The organism is Mycobacterium sp. NGS69 (assembly GCF_059812165.1).
Window position 1 is genome coordinate 277,909 of the sequence record NZ_JCALCD010000005.1, and the last position, 19,447, is coordinate 297,355.

Here is a 19,447-nt window from a genome sequence, read left to right on the forward strand (position 1 = left end):
AAAGTTGGGGACTTCTGACTCTGACCGCGGGGCCGCCCGGGGGCGGAAAGTGGCGAGATGGAGCAATTGACCGCCCTCGATGCCACCTTCCTCGAAGTGGAGGACTCCGACCCACACGTGAGCCTGGCGGTCGGCGGCGTATCGATCATGGAGGGTCCCGCTCCCGCCTTCGACGAGTTCGTCGCCGCCTTCGCCAAACGCGCGCCGACCATCCCGCGGTGCACGCAGATCCTGCGGACGCACCCGCTCGATCTCGGCGCACCCGAGTGGGTGGACGACCCGCACTTCGACATCGCGCGCCACGTGCACCGGCTCGCGCTGCCGCACCCGGGCGGCGACGCCGAGCTGTTCGAGACGATCGCGGCCGTGATGGAGCGCCGGCTCGACCGCGAGCGCCCGCTGTGGGAGTGCTACGTCATCGAGGGGCTGAGCGACGACCGGTGGGCCGTGCTGACCAAGATCCACCACTGCATCGCCGACGGCATCGCGACGACGCAGATGTTGGCCAGGTTCAGCGACGACCGCGACAAACACGGCGAGCCCAACACGTTCGCCACCGAGATCCGCGCCGCCAAGGAGCCCGCGACGCGCGGGCTGGGCCTGCCCAAGTTCAGCTTCAACCCGGTGAGCTGGGTGAGTGGGATCGCGCGAAGCGCGCTCGCCGCGGCGGCGACGGCCGAACAGGTCGCGGTGGGCGCCGCCGAACTGACGGCCAGCCTGTTCAGCCCCACGCCGGGATCCTCGCTGAACGGTCCGGTCACGGCGATGCGCCGCTTCAGTGTCGCCCGGGTCCGCCTGGCCGATCTGCAGGAGGTCGCGACGGCGTTCGGCGTGACCCTCAACGACGTGGCGTTGGCGGCGATCACCGACAGCTACCGCGCGATGCTGATCGATCGTGGCGAACAGCCGGCGCGCAACTCGTTGCGCACGCTCGTTCCGGTCTCGGTCCGCCCCACCAACAACTTCGACATGACCGACAACCAGGTCTCGGCGATGCTGCCGCTGTTGCCGGTCGACGAGGGCGACCCGGTCGAGCAGCTGCGGCTGGTGCACGGCCGGCTTACCCGGGCGAAGGCCAGCGGCCAGCGCGAGGGTGGCACCGCGCTGATCTCAGCGGCCAAGAACGTGCCGTTCGCGTTCTCCGCGTGGGCGATTCGCCTGTTGGCGCGGCTTCCCCAGCGGGCGGTGGTCGCCCTGGCGACGAACGTTCCCGGTCCACGCAAGCGACAGAAACTGATGGGCCGGCGGGTGCTGGAGATCTTTCCGATCCCGCCGATCGCCCTGCAATTGCGCACCGGCATCGCGATGCTCAGCTACGCGGACACGTTCGTCTTCGGCATCACCGCCGACTACGACACCGCGCCCGACATCGAGGCGCTCGCCGCCGGGATCGAGAAGGGCGTCGCGCAGCTGGTGGCCGCCGCCCGCGATTCCGTCAGCCCTTGACGGGTCGATCGTCGGAGCGGCTGACGCGCTGGTGCGCGGTCAGCAGCAGGTGGTCGAATTCCTGCGAGTTGAGCGGCAGGCCGGCGCCCAGGAAGTCTTCGGCGATCTGCTCGGCCAGCAGCCGCAGCTTGACGTTCGTCTCCTGGGACAACCATTTGAGCAGGTTGAACGCGGCGTCGTCGTTGATCCGGTAGACCAGCATCAGCATGCCCTTGGCTTGTTCGATGCTGGCGCGGTTCTCGCGGATCTCCGCCAGCCGCGCGGTGACCAGCTCCTCCTGGGCACGTTCCCGGGACGGCGAGACGTCTACGTAGAACCCGTACGTTCCGATCACGTCGCCGTGATCGTCGAAGAGCTGATCGCCGACGACGACGATGTGGCGCACGTTGCCGGCGGTGTCGATGATCCGGTGGCGGGTGCTGAACGCCTGGCGGGTGTTCAGGATCTGATCGATCGTGGCCGCGACCTGTCCGCGGTCGTCGGGGTGCTTGTGCGCGAGCACCAGCTCGGTGGTCGGCGTGACGCTGCCCGGCTCGTAGCCGTGCATCCGCTGCACCTGGTCGGACCACTCCCAGCGCTGGTCGGTGAAGTGGAACCGGAACCAGCCGACGCGCTGCGGAACGCCGCCCGCCAGCGCCGCTTCGATGTCGGGCGCTTGCCCGTCCAGATGCCATTTCATCGTGGGACCTCGCCTCACTGGGCAAGGGTGGGACGGCGTCGAACGCCGCCCCACCCGCCGGTCGTCAGGCGTCGATCACCTCCCTCTTGGCCGTGTCGTCGTTGATGGCCTTGTGCCCGTTGCCGCGCGCGACGGAAATCTTGCGCGGCTTGGCCTTCTCGGCCACCGGGATGCGCAGGCGCAGGACGCCCTCGGAATAGGACGCGTCGATCCTGTCGGTGTCCAGGTTTTCGCCGAGCACGAGCTGGCGGCTGAACACTCCGCGCGGCCGTTCGGTGGCCAGCATCTCCCGGTTGGGATCGACGCCGGGGCGCTCGGCTCGCACGGTCACGACGTTGCGCTCGATGTCGATGTCGAGCGTGTCGGCGTCGATGCCAGGCAGGTCGAACTCGACGACGAACTGCTCTCCTTCGCGCCAGGCGTCCATCGGCATCACCGCCGGACGGGCGGCCGTGCCCAGCACCTGCTGGGCGAATCGGTCGAGGTCACGGAAGGGGTCGGTACGCATCAGCATGGCGGTCACCTCTCACTCCAATCTGCGGTTCTGAAGTGGCGTATTTCCGTGTCTTTCTATGTCAGAAGACATAGATTTGATATAGCACTGTCGACAGAAGAGCGCAAGTGTGATAAACAGATTTCCTGAGTGAACCACCTGGGGAGATGTCCGATGACCGAGAGCACTGGCGACCCCGGCGCGCCGGCGCCGGATCGCGGGGTGTACGGAATCTCGGTGGCCGCCGAACTTTCCGGGATCCCGGTGCAGTCGCTGCGCCTCTACGAACGGCACGGTCTGTTGAGGCCGGCCCGCAGCGACGGCGGAACCCGGCGCTACAGCGCCGACGACCTGGCCCGGCTGCAGCGGATCAGCGCCCTGGTCGACGCCGGGGTGAACCTCGCCGGCATCGCGCGCATCCTGAGCCTGGAAGACCACAACGCCGAGCTGTCGGCGGTCAACACCGATCTGCGGTCCTCCAACCGCACTCTGCGCAACGCGGCCAGGGGCGCGGGGGGCGAGAGGAACGCGGACTGACCCGCGAAGTCCGTTGGCCACCAACGGTGTTACCGAGCCGTGCGATGATCGGCGGGCCGGCGCCTTCGGGGCGGTTCGTTTCACATGTTTGCACTTCGTTGTTTGGCCCGTAGGCCTCGTTTCATGGCTCGACGCCTTGGATTCGCCACCGCGGCGCCCCGGCCGGAAAGCCCTCGAGGGGGTGATGGGAACTATCTCGCTGATCGGGGTCTACGGCGGGATGGCCGACCCCCTGCCGATGCTCACCCTGTTCGACAAGCAGGTGACCCTGCGGATGGGGCAGGCCAACGTGAAGAGGTGGGTCGACGACATCATGGGACTGCTGACCGACGACGATCCGCTGGGCGTCGACACGTTCGCCACCCACGTGCTGCCGCTCGACGAGGCCCCGCACGCCTACGAGATCTTCCAGAAGAAGCAGGACGGGGCCGTCAAGGTCATGCTGAAGCCCTAAGCACCTTGTAAGACAGGCGATTTCGAACGAGTGTTTGACCCCGGGGCGGGCGGGGTATCAAGTGCGCCATGACCGGCCCCGGACTCCACGCGCCCACACCCACCGGAGAAGTCTGGCCGGGCAGGGCCTACCCGCTCGGCGCGACATACGACGGCGCGGGCACCAACTTCGCGGTGTTCAGCGAGGTGGCCGAGCGCGTCGAGCTGTGCCTGTTCGACGCGGACGGCACCGAGAGCCGGATCGCCCTGCCCGAGGTCGACGGATTCGTCTGGCACGCCTACATCCCCAGCATCGAACCCGGCCAGCGCTACGGCTACCGCGTGCACGGGCCTTACGAGCCGGAGAACGGCCTGCGGTGCAACCCGAACAAGCTGCTGGTGGACCCGTATTCGAAGGCCATCGACGGCAGCTTCGAATGGAACCAGTCCCTGTTCGGTTACAACTTCGGCGACCCGGACAGCCGCAACGACGAGGACTCGGCCCCCAGCATGCCGAAGTCGGTGGTCATCAGCCCCTACTTCGACTGGGGCAACGACCGGCCGCCGGACCACCAGTACGCCGACACCGTCATCTACGAGGCGCACGTCAAGGGCCTCACCCAGACCCATCCCGACATCCCCGAGCAGATCCGCGGAACCTACGCGGCCGTGGCGCACCCCGTGATCATCGACCACCTGAAGAGCATCGGCGTGACCGCGATCGAGTTGATGCCGGTGCATCACTTCGCCAACGACTCGACCCTCATCGACAAGGGCCTGTCAAATTACTGGGGCTACAACACAATCGGGTTCCTCGCGCCCGACTTCAAGTACTCCAGCGCCACGTCCCCGGGCGGCCAGGTGCAGGAGTTCAAGGCGATGGTGCGCGCACTGCACGAGGCCGGCATCGAGGTCATCCTCGACGTGGTCTACAACCACACGGCCGAGGGCAACCACCTTGGTCCGACCCTGTGCATGCGCGGGATCGACAACGCCGCGTACTACCAGCTGGTCGACGACGACAAGCGCTACTACATGGATTACACCGGCACCGGCAACAGCCTCAACGCCGGGCACCCGCACGCGCTGCAGCTGATCATGGACTCGCTGCGCTACTGGGTGACCGAGATGCACGTCGACGGCTTCCGCTTCGACCTGGCCGCGACGCTGGCCCGCGAGTTCTACGACGTCGACCGGCTGGCGACGTTTTTCGAACTGGTGCAACAGGATCCGACGGTCAGCCAGGTCAAGCTCATCGCCGAACCGTGGGACGTCGGGCCGGGCGGCTACCAGGTGGGCAACTTCCCGCCGCAGTGGACCGAGTGGAACGGCAAGTACCGCGACACCGTCCGCGACTTCTGGCGCGGCGAGCCCGCCACGCTCGACGAGTTCGCCTACCGGCTGTCCGGATCGGCCGACCTCTACGAGCACACCTCGCGACGGCCGGTGGCCTCGATCAACTTCGTCACCGCCCACGACGGGTTCACGCTGCGCGACCTGGTGTCCTATAACGAAAAGCACAACGAGGCCAACGGCGAGGACAATAAGGACGGCGAGAGCCACAACCGGTCCTGGAACTGCGGTGTGGAGGGGCCGACCGACGACGCGGACGACCCCGGCGTCAATGCGTTGCGCGCTCGGCAGCAGCGCAACTTCCTGACGACCCTGCTGCTGTCCCAGGGAGTGCCGATGATCTCCCACGGCGACGAGCTCGGCCGTACCCAGGACGGCAACAACAACGGCTACTGCCAGGACAACGAGCTCATTTGGATCGACTGGGCCCACGCCGACGCGGGCCTGCTCGAGTTCACCCGCCTGGTCTCGGAGCTGCGCGCCCAGCACCCGGTGTTCCGCCGGCGCCGGTTCTTCTCCGGCAAGCCGCTGGGCCGGCGCGGCCCGGAGGGGCTGCCCGACATCGCTTGGTTCACGCCCGAGGGCACGGAGATGACCGACGAGGACTGGGGCGCGGGATTTGCCAAGTCCGTCGCGGTCTTCCTCAACGGCCACGGCATCCCCGACAGCGACGCGCGGGGGCAGCGGGTGCTCGACGACTCGTTCCTGTTGTGTTTCAACGCCCACCACGAGCTGATCGAATTCACGCTTCCGCCAAAGGAATTCGGCGCATCCTGGACCCTGGTGGTGTTCACCGGGCCCGAGGAGGAGACGCCCGCCGAGGAGGTGCCCGGCGGGGGCACGCTCGCGGTGGACGCCCACACCGCCGTGGTGCTTCGGGCCCCCGACGGCGACTGACGAGCCCGGACGATTGCTCGGTCACGCATCGGTGACCTTCGCCCCGGGATCTATTACCTTTTCCCCCAGACATGGGTTAGCTGCCCGCTCACAATTTCGGTTGTGCCGCTGCGGGAGAGGAAAAGGCAGCCGACGGACGGGCCGGGACACGAGGCGTGCCTGAATGATGTGGCCTGGTGCCGACGGGGTGCCCTGCTGGTGGGGTTCACCCTCGCCGCCGCGACGTGGGTGGGGTGGGCGACCGGTGTCGACCGGCTGACCCGGGTCGATCCGAGCTGGCCGCAGATGATGCCGTGGACCGCGTTGTGGCTGGCGGCGCTGAGTGCGGCGATCCTGGCACAGTCGGGCCGCCCGTCGCGGGGTCGCGTCTGGGCGGGGCGCGGGTTCGCCCTGGTGGTCGGCGGCCTCGCCGCCATGATCCTTGCGGAGTACGTGGCGGGTGGGTCGTCGGCCCTGGACCAGGTGTGGTTCGGCGACGCCGTGCGCGCGTCGCAACAGACCTGGCCAGGTCGCCCGAGCCCGCAGACGGCGGCATCGGCGCTGCTCCTGGCGGCCGCGGCGGCGCTGATCCGAGCGGATCGGTGGACCCGTGTGGTGTGGCCCGCCTGCATGGCGGCGGGTGCGGCCATCCCGTTGGTCACCGTCGGGGCGTACCTGTTCGGCGCTTTGGCGCTGGTGGGCTACACGCCTTCGACCGGCCAGGCGTTCATGACCGCATTGGCGCTCCTGTTGCTCGCCGCCGCGACGTCGCTGGCGCGCCCCGACCGGTTTCCGGTCGCCTGGCTGCTCGCCCGGCCCGACCGGACGTCATTGCTCAGGCTGGTGGGGATCCTCGCCGGTTTTCCGGTCGTCGTCGCAGTGTCGCGGCCGGTCTTCCTGGGGCTCGGGCTGGGCGAGCACGCGGAGTGGACCTTTTCGGTACTGCTGGGGACCCTCGTCGTCGGGGCGGTGACGTTCTACCTCAGCCAGCGCGAGCAGAAACTGCTGATAGAGAAGGAGCTGGTCAGCAAGGAACGCGCCGACGCCGAGATGCGCTATCGCATCCTCGCGGAGAACGCGGTCGACATCATCGTGCACCTCCGCGAGGGCGAGATCGCGTGGATCTCACCGTCCGTGGAGGCCGCGCTGGGCCGGCCACCGCAAGCCTGGACCGGCTCGGACTTCAACCGCCACATCCATCCGCGGGACCTCGAGCCGGTCATCGCCGCGCTGCGGCGGGTCGCGGCCGGCGAATCGGTCCTGCAACGGTTCCGGGTTCGCTCCGACGACGGCCATTACCACTGGGTCGAGGGCCACGGGAAACCGTACGTCGACGCCGAGGGCAAGACCGACGGTCTGATCGCCGCGGTGCGCATCGTCGACGATCAGGTCGAGGCGGAGCAGCGGCTCGAACGGTTGGCGCGGTTCGACACCCTCACCGGCCTGGTGAACCGGGCGGAGGCCATGGACCGGCTCGCCTCCGCGCTGGAGCAAACGCGACCCGCCGGAACGCACGTCGGGGTGTTGTTCTGCGACGTGGACCATTTCAAGGACATCAACGACACGTGGGGACACGGCATCGGCGACTTCGTGCTCGCAACCCTGGCCGAACGGATTCGAGCGAGCGTTCGCCGCGGGGATACCGTCGGCCGCACGGGCGGCGACGAGATCCTCGTCCTGCTGCCCGGCGTCGGCGGCGTCGACGAGCTTGCCCAGATCGCGGAGAAGATTCGCTGTAGTGCCGCCGAACCCATCCACGTATCCGGCAAGACCTTTTCCGCGACCCTGAGCATCGGCGCCACGCTTGCCCTTCCCGGGGACTCCGAGGACACGATCACGGCCCGCGCGGACGCGGCCATGTACCAGGCCAAGTTGGGGCACCGGAACACCGTCGTAAGCAACTGATCAGCCGAGCTCTCGCCATGCGACTGGCGATATCCGGTAGGTTTTGGCCGACGGCAGCTCGTTACAAGAGAGGGCAAATATGTCAAGGACAGTGGTGGTGGGCGCGTCGAGCGGACTCGGGCGCTGCATCGGCGTCGGCCTGGCGCAGCGCGGCGATCAGGTGGCGCTGCTCGCGCGGCGCCGCGAGCGCATCGAGGCCGCGGCGAAGGAGGCGGGCCCGGGTGCGATCGCCATCGAATGCGACGTCACCGACGAGGGGTCCTGCCGGTCGGCGGTCGCCGGTGTGGCCGCAGCGTTCGGCGGCATCGACAACCTCGTCTACACCCCGGCCATCGGCCCGCTCGCGCGGCTGGTGGACACCGATGCCGACACCTGGCGGCGCGTCTTCGACACCAACGTGATCGGCGCGGCGCTGGTCACGGCGGCCGCCGTGCCGCACCTGACCGAGTCGGCGGGCAAGGTGGTCTACCTCGCCTCCGATGCCGGTACCTTTGGGCCGCCCTGGCCGGGCCTCGGCGCCTACGGCGTCAGCAAGGCGGCCCTCGAGCGGCTCGTCGAGGCGTGGCGGGCCGAACATCCCGACATCGGCTTCACCAACCTGATCGTCGGGGAATGCGGGGGCGGCGAGGGCGACGCGGCCACGGGGATGACCACCGGCTGGGACATGGACCTCGCGATGAAGGCCGCCCCGCTGTGGGCGTCGCGCGGCTGCATGCCCGGCAAGCTGATGCCGGTCGAAGACCTGATCGACGTGGTCCACACGATCCTGCGCACCAACGCGTCGACGTCGATGCCGCTCGTGGTGGCGCGGGGCGCCCCGGCGAACCCGCCGGCGTTCGCGGAGACGACGCAGTCCTAAACCCCCAGCTGTTCGCGCACTTTGTCGACCAGGAATCGCCCGTTGGACACCGGCCGGAACGCGCGCGCCGCGTCGGTGAGGGCGTCGCGGGACTCCGGGGGCAGCTCGATGTCGGCGGCGGCGACGTTGAACTCGAGCTGCTCGAGGCTGGACGCGCCGGGGATGGCCACCACGCCCGGCAGGCTGATCAGCCAGGCCAGCGCCACCTGCGCGGGCTTGGCGCCGACCTGCGCGGCGACATCGCGCAGCGTCTGCAGCAGCGGCTCGATGCGGCGCAGGTTCTCGGTGCCGAAGTAGCGGTTCACCGCGCGGATGCCGCCGGGACGGTTGTCCACGCCGTACTTGCCGCCCAGCAGCCCCTGCTCGAGCGGGCTCCAGGCGATCACGATGCGGTTCTCGCGCTCGGCGAAGGGCACCAGGTCCTCCAGCGCGCCGGCGTGGGCGAGCGAGAAATGCACCTGGTTGCTGATCACCGGCCTCCCGAGCGCGGCGTCGGCCTTCTTCCACCGCGCCAACGAGTAGTTGGAGACGCCGGCCGCGCCGATCTTGCCGTCGTCGAGCAGGTCGCGCATGCCCGGCATGATCACCGAGTCGGGAACCACCGGGTTGGGCTGGTGGATCTGGTAGAGCGGGATGCGCTCGAGCCCCAGCCGCCGCGCGCTCTCGCGCTCGCGCTGCTTGATGACGGCGGGGAACGGCGCCACCGGGAAGACCTTGCTGGCCACCGCGACCTCGGCGCGCTCGTCCCCGAGCGCCTCGCCGAGGATCCGCTCGCTCTTGCCCAGCCCATACACCTCGGCGGTGTCGAACAGCGTCACCCCCAACGCGCGTGCGCGCTGCACGATGTCGCGCGCGGCGCCGGAGGCGTAGCCCTCGCCGTAGCCCCACTCGCGCGACCCGAACTGCCAGGTGCCCAGGCCGATTCGGCTGACCCGCCCGACCCCGTCGACGTCGAGATATTTCATGTTGCCCACCCTAGGAGATCCCTACCCCGGAATCTTGTTCAGCGCCGCGTTGGCGACGCTCGCGGCCGCCTGCCGGGCCCGCGTGCCGTCGGTGGTGCCGCTGCAGGACACGTACAGGTCGACGACGACGTTGGCCTTGGCCGCGACCGCGCGGGTGGAGCGCACCTCGAGGCCTTTGGGCGTCAGGTCCATCGTGGTGACGCCGTTGCCCGCGTCGGCGGGCGCGCTCAGCGAGAACGGGATCGCCCCCGCCTCGGGGATCGTCACGCTTACCGTCGTGCCGCCGCATCGGTGCCACCCGTCCAGCAGCTTCGCCAGCTGCGCCTGCGCGGCCGGCGCGTCGCGAAAGGCCGCGACGGCCTCGATGACCTGGACCGACTTGAGCAGGCTGCGGGTGTCGGAGAATTCCGCCGCGCGGTAGCCGGTGATGGCTTCGACGTTGTAGGCGTCCGGGGTCCCGGGGCCGATGCTGCTCCAGCACTCCGGACGGTCGATGGTTCCCTCCCGGTCGGACCGGGAGGGATGGTCCCACGTCTGGCCGGACTCGAGGTTCTGGTCGTCGGTGATCGTCTTCAGGTCACCCAGGCCGGGCAGGACGGTGGCGACGGTGTCCGGCGCGACCGTGGGGCCCGGCGGCGCCGCCACGGTGGTGGCCGGTGGCGCCCTGCGATTCGGGGCGGACGTGAACGCGGCCACGGTGCCCCACGCGACCAGGGCGAGGACCACAAGGCCGATGAAGGCGTAGGACAGCGCCACCGCGGCGAGCGCACGGTTTCGGCCGAGCTCACCGGTGCGGCGGATCTGCGCCAGCGCCAGATGTCCCAGCACGGCGCCGACGGGCGGGGACGCGAAGGCGAACACCAGCGACTGGGTGGCCATCGCGTTGGTCGGCGGGCGGTACGGCTCGGCGGGCGGCAGCGGCAGGACGGGCTGCACCGGCGGGCCGGCGGGGGGCATGCGACCGAGCGGGTCGTAACTGAGCGGGCCGTACCCGTCGGGATCCTGAGGATTCACGCCAGTGGCCTCCTTAGCCCGGCATCCTGACCCGAATGTAGCCGAGCGGCGGCGCGCCGTCGAAGCGGCAATTCCTCTAAGTCCGTGCTTGAGAAACCCGCGCCCGGGTACGTGCGCACCGCAGGCGGGTACGTCGCCTTCAACCTGCCCAAGGTGGTGACGGGCCTGGGCGCGGTCCTGCTCGTCGGCGTCGCGGCGACGCACGTCTATGCCTTAGCCACTCAAGGGACGCTGGGTCGGCGCGGAGCGCAATCGGCCTGTCCGCGAAGGACTTTCTCAGTGCAAGATCCGGGGAGGGAGGCGCTTCGTCGTCACGGGCGGGGACGCCGTGAAGTTCGGTTGCGCGAGCCGGAATCGATCGATCAGATGCGACAGTGCGCGCAGCTCGGTGCGCAACCGGTCAAACGTGCGCTCACCCGCGTCGTCGGTTCACGCGCTCCTGGGCAGTGGGGACGCGCCGGATGCGCTGTGGTCCTTGGCGACTCGGCGAATGAGCAGGCGGGTCGCCTTCTCCAGCGTTTCTTGCTTGGCCTCGGGTCGGCGGAGGCGTTCGGCGCGACGCACCGCCGCTTCGATTGTCAGCCCCTGCTCGTAACCGCTGACGACGCGCGGGTCCACGTAGGATCCGCGAGCCACCGCCGGGGTGTTGCCGAGTTCCTCGGCGACCTCCTTCATCACGGCGGTCTCGACGCGCTTGACCACCCGCTGTGACACGGGCGGGTCGGCCTCCGCGAACGCGGCCGCCGCCAGTACCGTGCCGTGCCACGTGCGCAGGTCCTTGACCGTGTACTCCTCGCCCACCATCTCCTTGAAGCGGGCATTGAGGTCCTCGGAGCGGATGTCGACCCACCCGGATCCGCTACGGCACACCAGCAGTCGGTCGGTGCGCTGCGGGCGCCGGATCAGGGCGCGCACCGCGCGAACGATCTCGGCATCCTGGATCTCCACCGTGCGCCGCACCCCGCTCTTGGCCGGAAAGTCGAATTCGACCGCGTCGCGGCGCACCGTCACGTGGCTGCACAACAGGGTGGCCAGTCCGTAGGACTCGTGCTCCTCGGCGTACTGCTCACCGCCGGCGCGAAAGTAGCCGCGGTCGAGCAGGCGCAGCGCGACCGCCAGCACGCGCTCGCGCGTCAAGCCGCGCCGCGCCAGGTCTTTCGCGATGCGCGCCCGCCACATCGGCAGCTGCACCGACAGCTCCAGCACGCGGTCGAACTTTTCCTCGGCGCGCTCCTGCTGCCAGGCGGTGTGATAGAGGTACTGGCGCCGCCCGGCCGCGTCGGTGCCGACGGCCTGGATGTGGCCCTTCGGATCGGGCGAAATCCACACCTTCTTCCAGGCGGGCGGGATGACGAGGTCCTTGATGCGCGCCGCGGTGTCCGGATCGGACAGCAGGTTGCCCTCGGGGTCGTAGTACGCGAAGCCCTTGCCCCGGCGCTTGCGTGCGATCCCCGGCTTGCCCGGATCGCTGCGACGCAGCCGCATCGTTGCCTCCAGTCGCATTGGCTGACTGCACAATTACCCGCTCAGTACCCGCCGGCCGGACACGCGAAACGACCCGCCACGGCGTTGTGGCGGGTCGTCTCTGGGCGGGATCAGCCGGCCATGAACTCCTGGTAGGCCGACTCCAGGAACGGCGGCAGGGCCGTGACGTTGCACTGCCGTTCCGTGTCGCCGATCGGTGCCAGGATGCCACGCAGGTCGTAGTACTGCTGCGGGTGCGCGGTGAAGTAGCCGCGCAGGTTCGACGCGGCTTCCGGGCGCGGCTGGCCGTAGGCGGCCGTGACCACCTGGTTGGCGTCCGGGTGAGCGGCCAGGTACTGCTGCGCCGCGCCCTGCGCCGACGACACGGTGGCGTTCACGCCGGCGGGGCTGCAGTCGGGTGCTGCGGCCGCCGACGCGGCGCCGATGACGCCCACGGTCAATCCCCCGAGCAGGAAGCCGGCGCTGATGCCGGCAACTTTCCGGCGCGCGACGATACTGCTGTTTTTCATGATCAGTGTTGTCCTTCGAAATTGATCAATTGATTTCTTTCAGAGAGGCTCCCGATCCTCGAAAACCAAAGTAGCGGAAGCTAAAAATGGTGGGGTTCGCCGGAAATGAGGCACCACGAACCACCCAGGGCTCGTTCGCCTCACCAGCCCCAATTTCGCTATGCGAGCAAACAAATTTGCGCGGCAATGTTGAGAATTCTTAGAGAACGCAGCCGGTTCTTAAGCAATCGTGACGCCGATCGTGACGCAACCGTGACCCGGCGTGGGGCGAAGTGTTCGTTTCGCGGCCAGGACTAACGACTGGTGGGGGAGAGATCGCGCGCCCTCAGCCGCGCCGGGGGAGTGCCGTTCGAGCCATGGGCGATCACAAGAGCGGACCGCAAGAGGCCGTGCGGGGCACCGTTGAAGGGGTCAAGGGCAAGGTCAAGGAGGTCGGCGGGACCGTCACCGGTCGTGACGACCTGGTCGAAGAGGGCCAGGCGCAGCAGGACAAGGCCGACGCCCAACGCGACGCGGGCAAGAAGGAAGCCGAAGCCGAATCGGCGCGCGCCGGCGCGAAGGCCGCCGAAGAGCGCCAGAAGGAAAACCAGTAGGCCGATTCCACTGGGGCCCGGTCCGGCAGTCGGACCGGGCCCGTGTTGTTTCAAACCGGCACGCCGGGTTATTCCTGGCAAGAACCGGCGGGAGGTGAGAGATGGTCTTGCGCGACACGGTGTCGAGCATCATCGCGTTTCTGCGCGCCGGTTACCCGAGCGGCGCGCCGCGCTTCGGCTACGCGCCGGTGCTGGCGCTGTTGCCGCGCCGAATGTGTGACGACGAGGTCATTACGATCGCGACCACCCTCGCTGGGCGCGAGCGCCGGTCGATCGCCGACGCCGACGTCGGGGTGGAGATCCTCGGGGTCACCGACGAGCTGCCCTCACCCGACGACATCGATCGGGTCCACCGGCGGCTCGACAGGATGGGATGGGCCGGCGGGTAAGCCTCGCCGCGTTACGCGTGTTCCAGGTCGACCACCAGCGGCCGGTGATCGGAGATCGGCATCACGTCGGCGCGCACGGCGCCGCCGCGCAGGCCGGGGTCGTCGGTCAGGATGTGGTCGAGCTGGCGGTTGGGGGTTTGCGCGGGAAAGGTTGCGGCCACCGCCAGGGGCCGCATGCCGGACCAGCGGCGCACCGCCTGGGGCGTCATGTTGAGGTCGCCGGTGAGCAGCCGCGGGCCCGGAAAGCCGTGCAGGTCGCTGACCAGCCGGCGCAGCTGGCGGCGATTCCAGCCGGGCACGAAGGACAGATGCGTGTTGGCCACCGTGAGCCCGCCCCACGGCGTGTGCAGCTGCGCGATCACCGCCGCGCGCGGCTCCTCGTCGACGACCATCACCCGGTTCGGTCCGGGCAGATACATGGGAAACCGCATGGGAATCCGCGGCAGCCGCACCACCTGCCAACTGGCCACCGGGAAGCGGGACAGCAGCGCGATCCCGTAGGCCGCCGTGCCGGGTTGTTCGCGGCCGGTGGCCGCCATCCAGGTCGCGCCGGGCGTGCCGGAGATCGCGGCCACGAACCGGTGCTCCACGGCCCCCATGGCTTCGGCCGCGACCGCGGTGAGGTCGGCGCGGTCGGATCGCGGTTGTTCGCAGTCCACCTCCTGCAACCCGAGGATGTCGGGATCCAGGCGGCGCACGCAGTCCCGCAGCCGCGCTGGATCCACCCCGTTTCCGACGGTGCGGCCGTGCAGGATGTTGAAGGTCGCTACGCGCATACCCTTTTCGATACCCACTCCCGGAGTGCGCTCACCAATCGCGGCTGGCCGCCGTTACCGGAACACCACCTCGCCCACCGCGAGCAGCCGTTGCAGCACGAACGGCGGGACGGCCGGCGCCGCCCCGGCCGCGGCCGGCTCGAGCTGGCTGCGAAAACAGTGGGCGGCGAGGCGTTTACGGGCAAGCGCGCGACCGGGCACGCGCACCGACTGGGCGCGGTGCCAGGGCACCGTGGGGTCGGCCGGGCTGGCCCAGTGCCACATCCACACCGGATATTCCAGCAACGCGGCGCCCGTGCGCCGGCACGCCTCGATGGCCGCGCGCCCCACGGCTTCGTGGTCGGGGTGCCCGTCGCCGCGCCAGGTGGCGGCGCACCACGTCCCGGGCGCGGCGGCGTCGAGGATGCCCGCGAGGAGGTCGGCGACTTCGCCCTCGCGCTCGCCCAGCCGCCCGTCGGGCAGCCCCAGCGATACCGGCTTCGGGATCCCCAAAATGCTTGCCGCCCGGCAAAGTTCATACCTGCGGGTGATCTCCCAGCGCGTGCGCTCGCGCGCCGTCGCGCCCGGCCGGGTCGCGCCGCCGTCGGTGACCGAGACCACCTGCACGTCGACGCCCGAGGCGACCAGTTGGGCGCAGGCCGCGCCGAGTCCCAGCGTCTCGTCGTCGGGGTGGGCCGCGACGACGACCAACCCGGGACACGCGCTCAGGTCCAGCGCGGGCAGCGGCTCGGAATCGAGGGCGGCCAGCCACATCGGCACCGGGGTGCCGCCGCGGGTCAGCGGCTTGGCCTCGAATTTGGCGCAATTGCTTGCCCGCAGGGTTTTCATGGCCCGGTTTTCATGATCGTCGCCCGGCGAGGCGCCCGAGCTCGGCCAGGTCCCGCTCGGCGTGGCTCTGCCGGATGTAGATGGTCAGGTCGGCGACGCGCTGGGCGTGCCGCCCGTCCTGACACAGCGGCCCCGGCCCCAGTGCGCGGCCGGTGCGTGTGATGGCCTCGTCGACGGCGTGTTCCACCACCGTGCGGGCGCGCCGGGCCAGCAGCTGTGCGGTGTTGGACCGGTCGAACGGATCGGAGTCGATGTGCGCCGCCGCCGTGGTCAGGATGGCGTCGCCGGCGGCCAGCGCGGCGTCCACGGCCCCGAGGTGCGCCAGTGAGTAGGCGTCCGCCGATTCGCTTGTGGCGCAGCGGTATAACGGCTCGGCAACCCGGCGCGCCCCGCCGAGCCAGCATGCGGCGACGCCGATGGCGCCGTGCCATAGCCCGGACCGCGTCAGATAGTCGTCGGGGTCACCCACGGCGACGGCGTGCGCGTTGGTGAACTGCACCGCCCGGGTGTCGCTGCCGGCCATCCCGACGTTCCACCAGGTGGTCGGCAGCGCCTTGACGGCGGGTTCGGTGACCGGCACCGCGAACAGCCCGCATCGTCCGTCGTCGAGCCGGGCGGTCACCAGCGCGTGGGTGCAGAACCCGGCGCCCGAGCACCACACCTTGGTCCCGTTGAGGATGATCGCGCCGCCGCGGATCCTGGTGGCGATCAGCGCGTCGTCGGACGACTCGGCCGCCCACACGCCCCACAGCTGATCGGAATCGGGTGGCTTGCCGCCCAGCTCGTGCAGGATCGCGACGGCGTCGGCGTGCGCCTCGGCGATCCGCGCCGCCACGATGTCCTCCTCGGCCAGCCGGGCCAGGCGTTGCCACCGTTCGGCGGTTCGCCCGGAGGCGGGCAACGGCAGCTCGAGCCGTCCCGTCTCCAGCCAGTGCTTCACCAACCCCGCCGTCACGCGCAAGCCCCCGCCGCCGAACTACCGCGGAACACTGGGGCTGACATAACACAAGACTTGCCAGTGTGACGGCCGCTTAAACGGGGGACGAACGATGTCACGCGAATTCCGGACAGGTTGCCCGGCCGACGGGCGGGGTATCACCTATGCACGATGACGCACACCCCGACCCCCGCGGATGTGTCCTGCAGCCAACTGCGGGAGGCGTTGCGCGGCGCGGCGTCAGCGCTCAAGGAGAACGGGCCGCGCTTCGCGTTGGCGGGCACGTATGCGTTGTGGGCCTTCGGTGCGCCCGAACCCAGCCACGACGTCGATCTGGTCGTGGCCGAGACCGACGTGGCGAGCGCCGAGGCCACCCTCGCCGGCGCCGGATTCACCGTCGAACACCCCCCGGAGGACTGGCTGTTCAAGGCGCGCACGGGCGATACCGTCGTCGACGTCCTGCACCGAATCAACGGCGAGCGGGTGGAGCCGGCCACGCTGGACTGCGCCGAACAGCGCGACGTGTTGGCTATCGCGATGCCGGTGCTGCCGCCGACCATGGTCGTCATCCAGAAGCTGCGCTCGCTGAACGAACATCACTGCGACTTCGCCAAGCTGCTGCCGCCGGTGCGGGCGGTCCGCGAACGGCTGGACTGGGACCGCATCAGGGAGCGGGCCACCGACAACGATTACGCGGCAGCGTTTCTGGTGCTGGCCGACCGGCTCGGGCTCACCAGCTAGTCGCTTTGAGTGTGGCGGTTTTCGGTGGGCGCTCCGGGCGGGATTCCGGCGAGTTTTCCGCCCAGGGTTCACACGCAAGGCCCACAATTCACACGCAATGTCCGAAGGCCCACGCGCCGCCCGTTAGTGGTTGCGCAGCTTGGCGACCAGCTTGTCCTTGGTCAGGCTCGAATAGCCCGACATGCCAAGCTCTTTGGCCTTCTTCCGCAACTGCGGAACCGTCCAGTCGGCATAGGACCCGGACTTGCCGCCCTTGCGGGCGACCGACGACTTGCCCCGGCTCGCGGCCGCATTGGAGATCCGTGCGGCTTTTTCTTTGGAATCGCCCTTTTTGCGCAGCTCCTGATACATCTTCTCGTTCTTGATCGACGACCGTGGCATCGCTCATCCTCCTGTCTCGGTTATGCCGGCACCGGGTCGGTCTGGCGCTCCCAGCAGCGGTGGCGGGCCAGCGCTGCGGCGAATTCCTCGGCGAATTGGTCGGGGAAGTCGTCGGCGGCCGCGGTCGTGGTCACGACGGAGCGGTCGGTGATTACGTCGGTGGCCGCGTCGCTGTCGGAGGCCAGCCGCGCGTCGATGTTCGCGGCGCGCAGCAGGCGGATGCCCGCGCCGTACGCGCCGATCGGTTTCAGGTGCTTGTAGGCCTCGACCACGAAGTGCACGGCGTAGCCGTCGCCCGACAGCGTGGCCACCGAATCCGGCCCGCACGCCACCACCACCGCGTCGTAGAGGACCGACGCCATCGTCGTGAACGCCCGGTCGACGGGGAGTTCCCCACCGGACCCGCCGCGCAGGGTGCCGCCGGCGACGGGGGCCAGGACCTCGACCATCGCGCCGCGCTGGGCCATCAGCTCCTTGAAGCGTTGCGTTCCAACGACATCCACGCCGTCGGCGGCCAGCACGGCGATCTTGCGCGACTCGATGGTGTCCCCGGCATTGGAAGCGCCGATCTGGGACAGCGCCGGTGACGAGGCCACCTCGCCGTCGACCGCCTCGTCGGGCGGCGCGGGCAGCCCCAGCTTCGCCGCCACCCGGGTGGCCAGCCCGTGGTCGACGCGACCCAGTTGGGCGACCACGGCCGAACGGATGTCGGGCACTTCCACCTTGCCCAGTTCGAAGGTGAACGCGGCGACGATGTGTTCGGCCTCGACCGCCGACATGCTCTTCCAGAACATCCGCGCCTGGCTGTAGTGATTCTCGAAGGACTTGGCGCGCTTACGCATCGCGGCGCCGTCGATGTGCTGGGTGTAGTGGCGGAACACGCCGTCATTCGCCAGCGCGGGGCATCCGCTGCCGAGGGTGTTCTTGTAGTAGCTGGACCGCCCCTGCGGGATGGCGTGCTGGGAGTAGCCGTCCTGCTGGTTGTTGCGGACGTCGGCCACCGGCCGGTTGACCGGCAGCTGCGCAAAGTTGGGGCCGCCCAGGCGGATCAGCTGGGTGTCGAGGTAGGAGAAGTTGCGGAACTGCAGCAGCGGGTCGTTGGTGAAGTCGATCCCCGGCACCACGTTGGCCGTGTGAAATGCCACCTGCTCCGTTTCGGCGAAGAAGTTGTCGGGGTTGCGGTTGAGCACCATCTTGCCCACGGGCCGGACCGGAACCCGTTCCTCGGGAATCAGTTTCGTGGCGTCGAGGAGATCGAAATCGAAGTTGAACTCGTCGGCCTCGGCGATGAGCTGCACCCCGAGTTCCCACTCGGGGTATTGGCCCGCCTCGATGGCCTCCCACAGATCGCGGCGGTTGTAATCGGGGTCCTTGCCGGCGATCTTCTGGCATTCGTCCCAGATCAGTGAGTGCACACCGAGGCGGGGCTTCCAGTGGAACTTCACGAAAGTTCCCTCACCGCCGGCGTTTACCAGCCGGAAGGTGTGCACCCCGAACCCCTGCATCATGCGGTAGCTGCGCGGCAGCGCGCGATCCGACATCAGCCACATGATGGTGTGCAGCGTCTCGGGCTGCAGCGAGACGAAGTCCCACAGCGTGTCGTGCGCGGACGCCGCCTGCGGAATCTCGTTGTGCGGCTCGGGTTTCACCGCGTGGACGAAGTCGGGGAACTTGATGCCGTCCTGGATGAAGAAGACCGGAAAGTTGTTGCCCACCAAGTCGTAATTGCCCTGCTCGGTGTAGAACTTCGTGGCAAAGCCGCGCACGTCGCGCACGGTGTCGGCCGAGCCGCGCGATCCCGCCACCGTGGAGAACCGCACGAACACCGGGGTCCGGGCGCCCGGCGTGGTCAGGAATTTCGCCGCGGTGTATTCGGCCAGCCAGTCGTCATACGGTTCGAAAAACCCGTACGCGCCGGCGCCGCGCGCGTGAACGACGCGCTCCGGAATTCGCTCGTGGTCGAAGTGGGTGATCTTTTCTCGGGCGTGAAAGTCCTCCAGCAGCGTGGGTCCCCGCTCGCCGGCGGTCAGGGAGTCGTCGGTGTGGTCGACTCGGACGCCCTGCTGGGTGGTCAGGTAGCCGGTGTCGCGGCGGACTCGCGACGGATCGAGTGCGCGCTGCTTCGGATCTGATGCGTGGTCGGTTCCCATGGCGTTCGATTACCACCGCTCCTCCGTCGTAAACCGGTGCGACGAAGCATCTACCAACCGCCTGCGCGGTTACGTACCGTGGTGGGGGGTAGTCGAGGG

Annotated in this window: 19 protein-coding genes and 1 pseudogene; 9 read left to right on the forward strand and 11 right to left on the reverse strand. The window is 69.1% G+C overall.

Annotation, left to right across the window (positions count from 1 at the left end; genetic code table 11):
- Window positions 1-57 precede the first annotated feature (57 nt).
- A complete protein-coding gene (locus AC5Y2S_RS17270; RefSeq protein WP_499957257.1) occupies window positions 58-1,446 on the forward strand; it encodes a WS/DGAT/MGAT family O-acyltransferase in 1,389 nt (462 codons plus the stop codon).
- Here AC5Y2S_RS17270 and AC5Y2S_RS17275 read toward each other — a convergent pair.
- Both AC5Y2S_RS17275 and AC5Y2S_RS17280 read right to left on the reverse strand, forming a co-directional pair.
- Entirely contained in the window at window positions 1,436-2,125 is a 690-nt protein-coding gene (locus AC5Y2S_RS17275; RefSeq protein ID WP_499957258.1) for a PAS and ANTAR domain-containing protein, read from the reverse strand. The two genes, AC5Y2S_RS17270 and AC5Y2S_RS17275, sit on opposite strands and share 11 nt — an antisense overlap.
- 64 nt (window positions 2,126-2,189) lie before the next feature.
- Window positions 2,190-2,639 carry an Hsp20/alpha crystallin family protein gene (locus AC5Y2S_RS17280; RefSeq protein ID WP_499957414.1) on the reverse strand — a complete coding sequence of 150 codons (450 nt, stop codon included), beginning with the start codon at window positions 2,637-2,639 and terminating at the stop codon, window positions 2,190-2,192.
- A 153-nt stretch (window positions 2,640-2,792) separates the two neighbouring features.
- Between AC5Y2S_RS17280 and AC5Y2S_RS17285 the strand changes: the two genes are divergently transcribed.
- The 5 genes and pseudogenes from AC5Y2S_RS17285 to AC5Y2S_RS17305 all read left to right on the forward strand — a co-directional run bounded on the left by AC5Y2S_RS17285 (window position 2,793) and on the right by AC5Y2S_RS17305 (window position 8,580).
- Complete coding sequence (locus tag AC5Y2S_RS17285) at window positions 2,793-3,155, forward strand: MerR family transcriptional regulator (protein ID WP_499957259.1); 363 nt, start codon at window positions 2,793-2,795, stop codon at window positions 3,153-3,155.
- A gap of 187 nt (window positions 3,156-3,342) precedes the next feature.
- Window positions 3,343-3,609: pseudogene (locus tag AC5Y2S_RS17290) on the forward strand (glutathione-dependent formaldehyde dehydrogenase); the annotation flags it as partial.
- 68 nt (window positions 3,610-3,677) lie between these two features.
- Window positions 3,678-5,837: a glycogen debranching protein GlgX gene (gene glgX, locus AC5Y2S_RS17295; protein ID WP_499957260.1), complete on the forward strand. Its 2,160-nt coding sequence runs from the start codon at window positions 3,678-3,680 to the stop codon at window positions 5,835-5,837.
- 102 nt (window positions 5,838-5,939) lie between these two features.
- On the forward strand, window positions 5,940-7,721 hold the full coding sequence (locus AC5Y2S_RS17300) for a diguanylate cyclase domain-containing protein (RefSeq protein ID WP_499957261.1): 1,782 nt from the start codon (window positions 5,940-5,942) through the stop codon (window positions 7,719-7,721).
- A gap of 91 nt (window positions 7,722-7,812) precedes the next feature.
- Window positions 7,813-8,580 (forward strand): SDR family oxidoreductase, encoded by a 768-nt coding sequence (locus tag AC5Y2S_RS17305; RefSeq protein ID WP_499957415.1) that lies wholly within the window; start codon window positions 7,813-7,815, stop codon window positions 8,578-8,580.
- Here the strand turns inward: AC5Y2S_RS17305 and AC5Y2S_RS17310 are convergent.
- The 4 genes from AC5Y2S_RS17310 to AC5Y2S_RS17325 form a co-directional block, all read right to left on the reverse strand.
- A complete protein-coding gene (locus AC5Y2S_RS17310; protein WP_499957262.1) occupies window positions 8,577-9,545 on the reverse strand; it encodes an aldo/keto reductase in 969 nt (322 codons plus the stop codon). The two genes, AC5Y2S_RS17305 and AC5Y2S_RS17310, sit on opposite strands and share 4 nt — an antisense overlap.
- A gap of 21 nt (window positions 9,546-9,566) precedes the next feature.
- A complete protein-coding gene (locus AC5Y2S_RS17315; RefSeq protein ID WP_499957416.1) occupies window positions 9,567-10,502 on the reverse strand; it encodes a sensor domain-containing protein in 936 nt (311 codons plus the stop codon).
- Window positions 10,503-10,988: 486 nt separating this feature from the next.
- A complete protein-coding gene (locus AC5Y2S_RS17320) occupies window positions 10,989-12,044 on the reverse strand; it encodes a DNA topoisomerase IB (RefSeq protein WP_499957417.1) in 1,056 nt (351 codons plus the stop codon).
- Between the two features lie 110 nt (window positions 12,045-12,154).
- Window positions 12,155-12,553, reverse strand: a complete 399-nt coding sequence (locus tag AC5Y2S_RS17325; RefSeq protein ID WP_499957263.1) for a heme-binding protein — start codon at window positions 12,551-12,553, stop codon at window positions 12,155-12,157.
- Window positions 12,554-12,909: 356 nt separating this feature from the next.
- On the opposite strand from AC5Y2S_RS17325, the gene mbp1 reads away from it, so the two are divergent.
- Complete coding sequence (gene mbp1 / locus AC5Y2S_RS17330) at window positions 12,910-13,146, forward strand: microaggregate-binding protein 1 (RefSeq protein ID WP_499957264.1); 237 nt, start codon at window positions 12,910-12,912, stop codon at window positions 13,144-13,146.
- 101 nt (window positions 13,147-13,247) lie between these two features.
- A complete protein-coding gene (locus AC5Y2S_RS17335) occupies window positions 13,248-13,535 on the forward strand; it encodes a DUF3349 domain-containing protein (protein ID WP_499957265.1) in 288 nt (95 codons plus the stop codon).
- A gap of 11 nt (window positions 13,536-13,546) precedes the next feature.
- Here the strand turns inward: AC5Y2S_RS17335 and AC5Y2S_RS17340 are convergent, their stop codons facing one another.
- Genes AC5Y2S_RS17340 through AC5Y2S_RS17350 form a run of 3 tightly spaced genes read right to left on the reverse strand, consistent with a single transcriptional unit; the run spans window position 13,547 to window position 16,094 of the window.
- Window positions 13,547-14,311 carry an endonuclease/exonuclease/phosphatase family protein gene (locus AC5Y2S_RS17340; RefSeq protein ID WP_499957266.1) on the reverse strand — a complete coding sequence of 255 codons (765 nt, stop codon included), beginning with the start codon at window positions 14,309-14,311 and terminating at the stop codon, window positions 13,547-13,549.
- Window positions 14,312-14,365: 54 nt separating this feature from the next.
- The gene (locus AC5Y2S_RS17345; RefSeq protein WP_499957267.1) at window positions 14,366-15,139 is read right to left on the reverse strand and encodes a PIG-L deacetylase family protein; all 774 of its coding nucleotides are present in this window, start codon (window positions 15,137-15,139) and stop codon (window positions 14,366-14,368) included.
- A 10-nt stretch (window positions 15,140-15,149) separates the two neighbouring features.
- Complete coding sequence (locus tag AC5Y2S_RS17350) at window positions 15,150-16,094, reverse strand: acyl-CoA dehydrogenase family protein (RefSeq protein WP_499957268.1); 945 nt, start codon at window positions 16,092-16,094, stop codon at window positions 15,150-15,152.
- A 153-nt stretch (window positions 16,095-16,247) separates the two neighbouring features.
- Between AC5Y2S_RS17350 and AC5Y2S_RS17355 the strand changes: the two genes are divergently transcribed.
- Window positions 16,248-16,817, forward strand: a complete 570-nt coding sequence (locus AC5Y2S_RS17355) for a nucleotidyltransferase (protein ID WP_499957269.1) — start codon at window positions 16,248-16,250, stop codon at window positions 16,815-16,817.
- Between the two features lie 123 nt (window positions 16,818-16,940).
- Here AC5Y2S_RS17355 and AC5Y2S_RS17360 read toward each other — a convergent pair whose 3' ends face one another.
- A complete protein-coding gene (locus AC5Y2S_RS17360; RefSeq protein WP_499957270.1) occupies window positions 16,941-17,198 on the reverse strand; it encodes a DUF7218 family protein in 258 nt (85 codons plus the stop codon).
- Window positions 17,199-17,218: 20 nt separating this feature from the next.
- Window positions 17,219-19,348, reverse strand: coding sequence for a catalase (locus AC5Y2S_RS17365; protein ID WP_499957271.1), 2,130 nt, complete (start codon window positions 19,346-19,348; stop codon window positions 17,219-17,221).
- Window positions 19,349-19,447 lie beyond the last annotated feature (99 nt).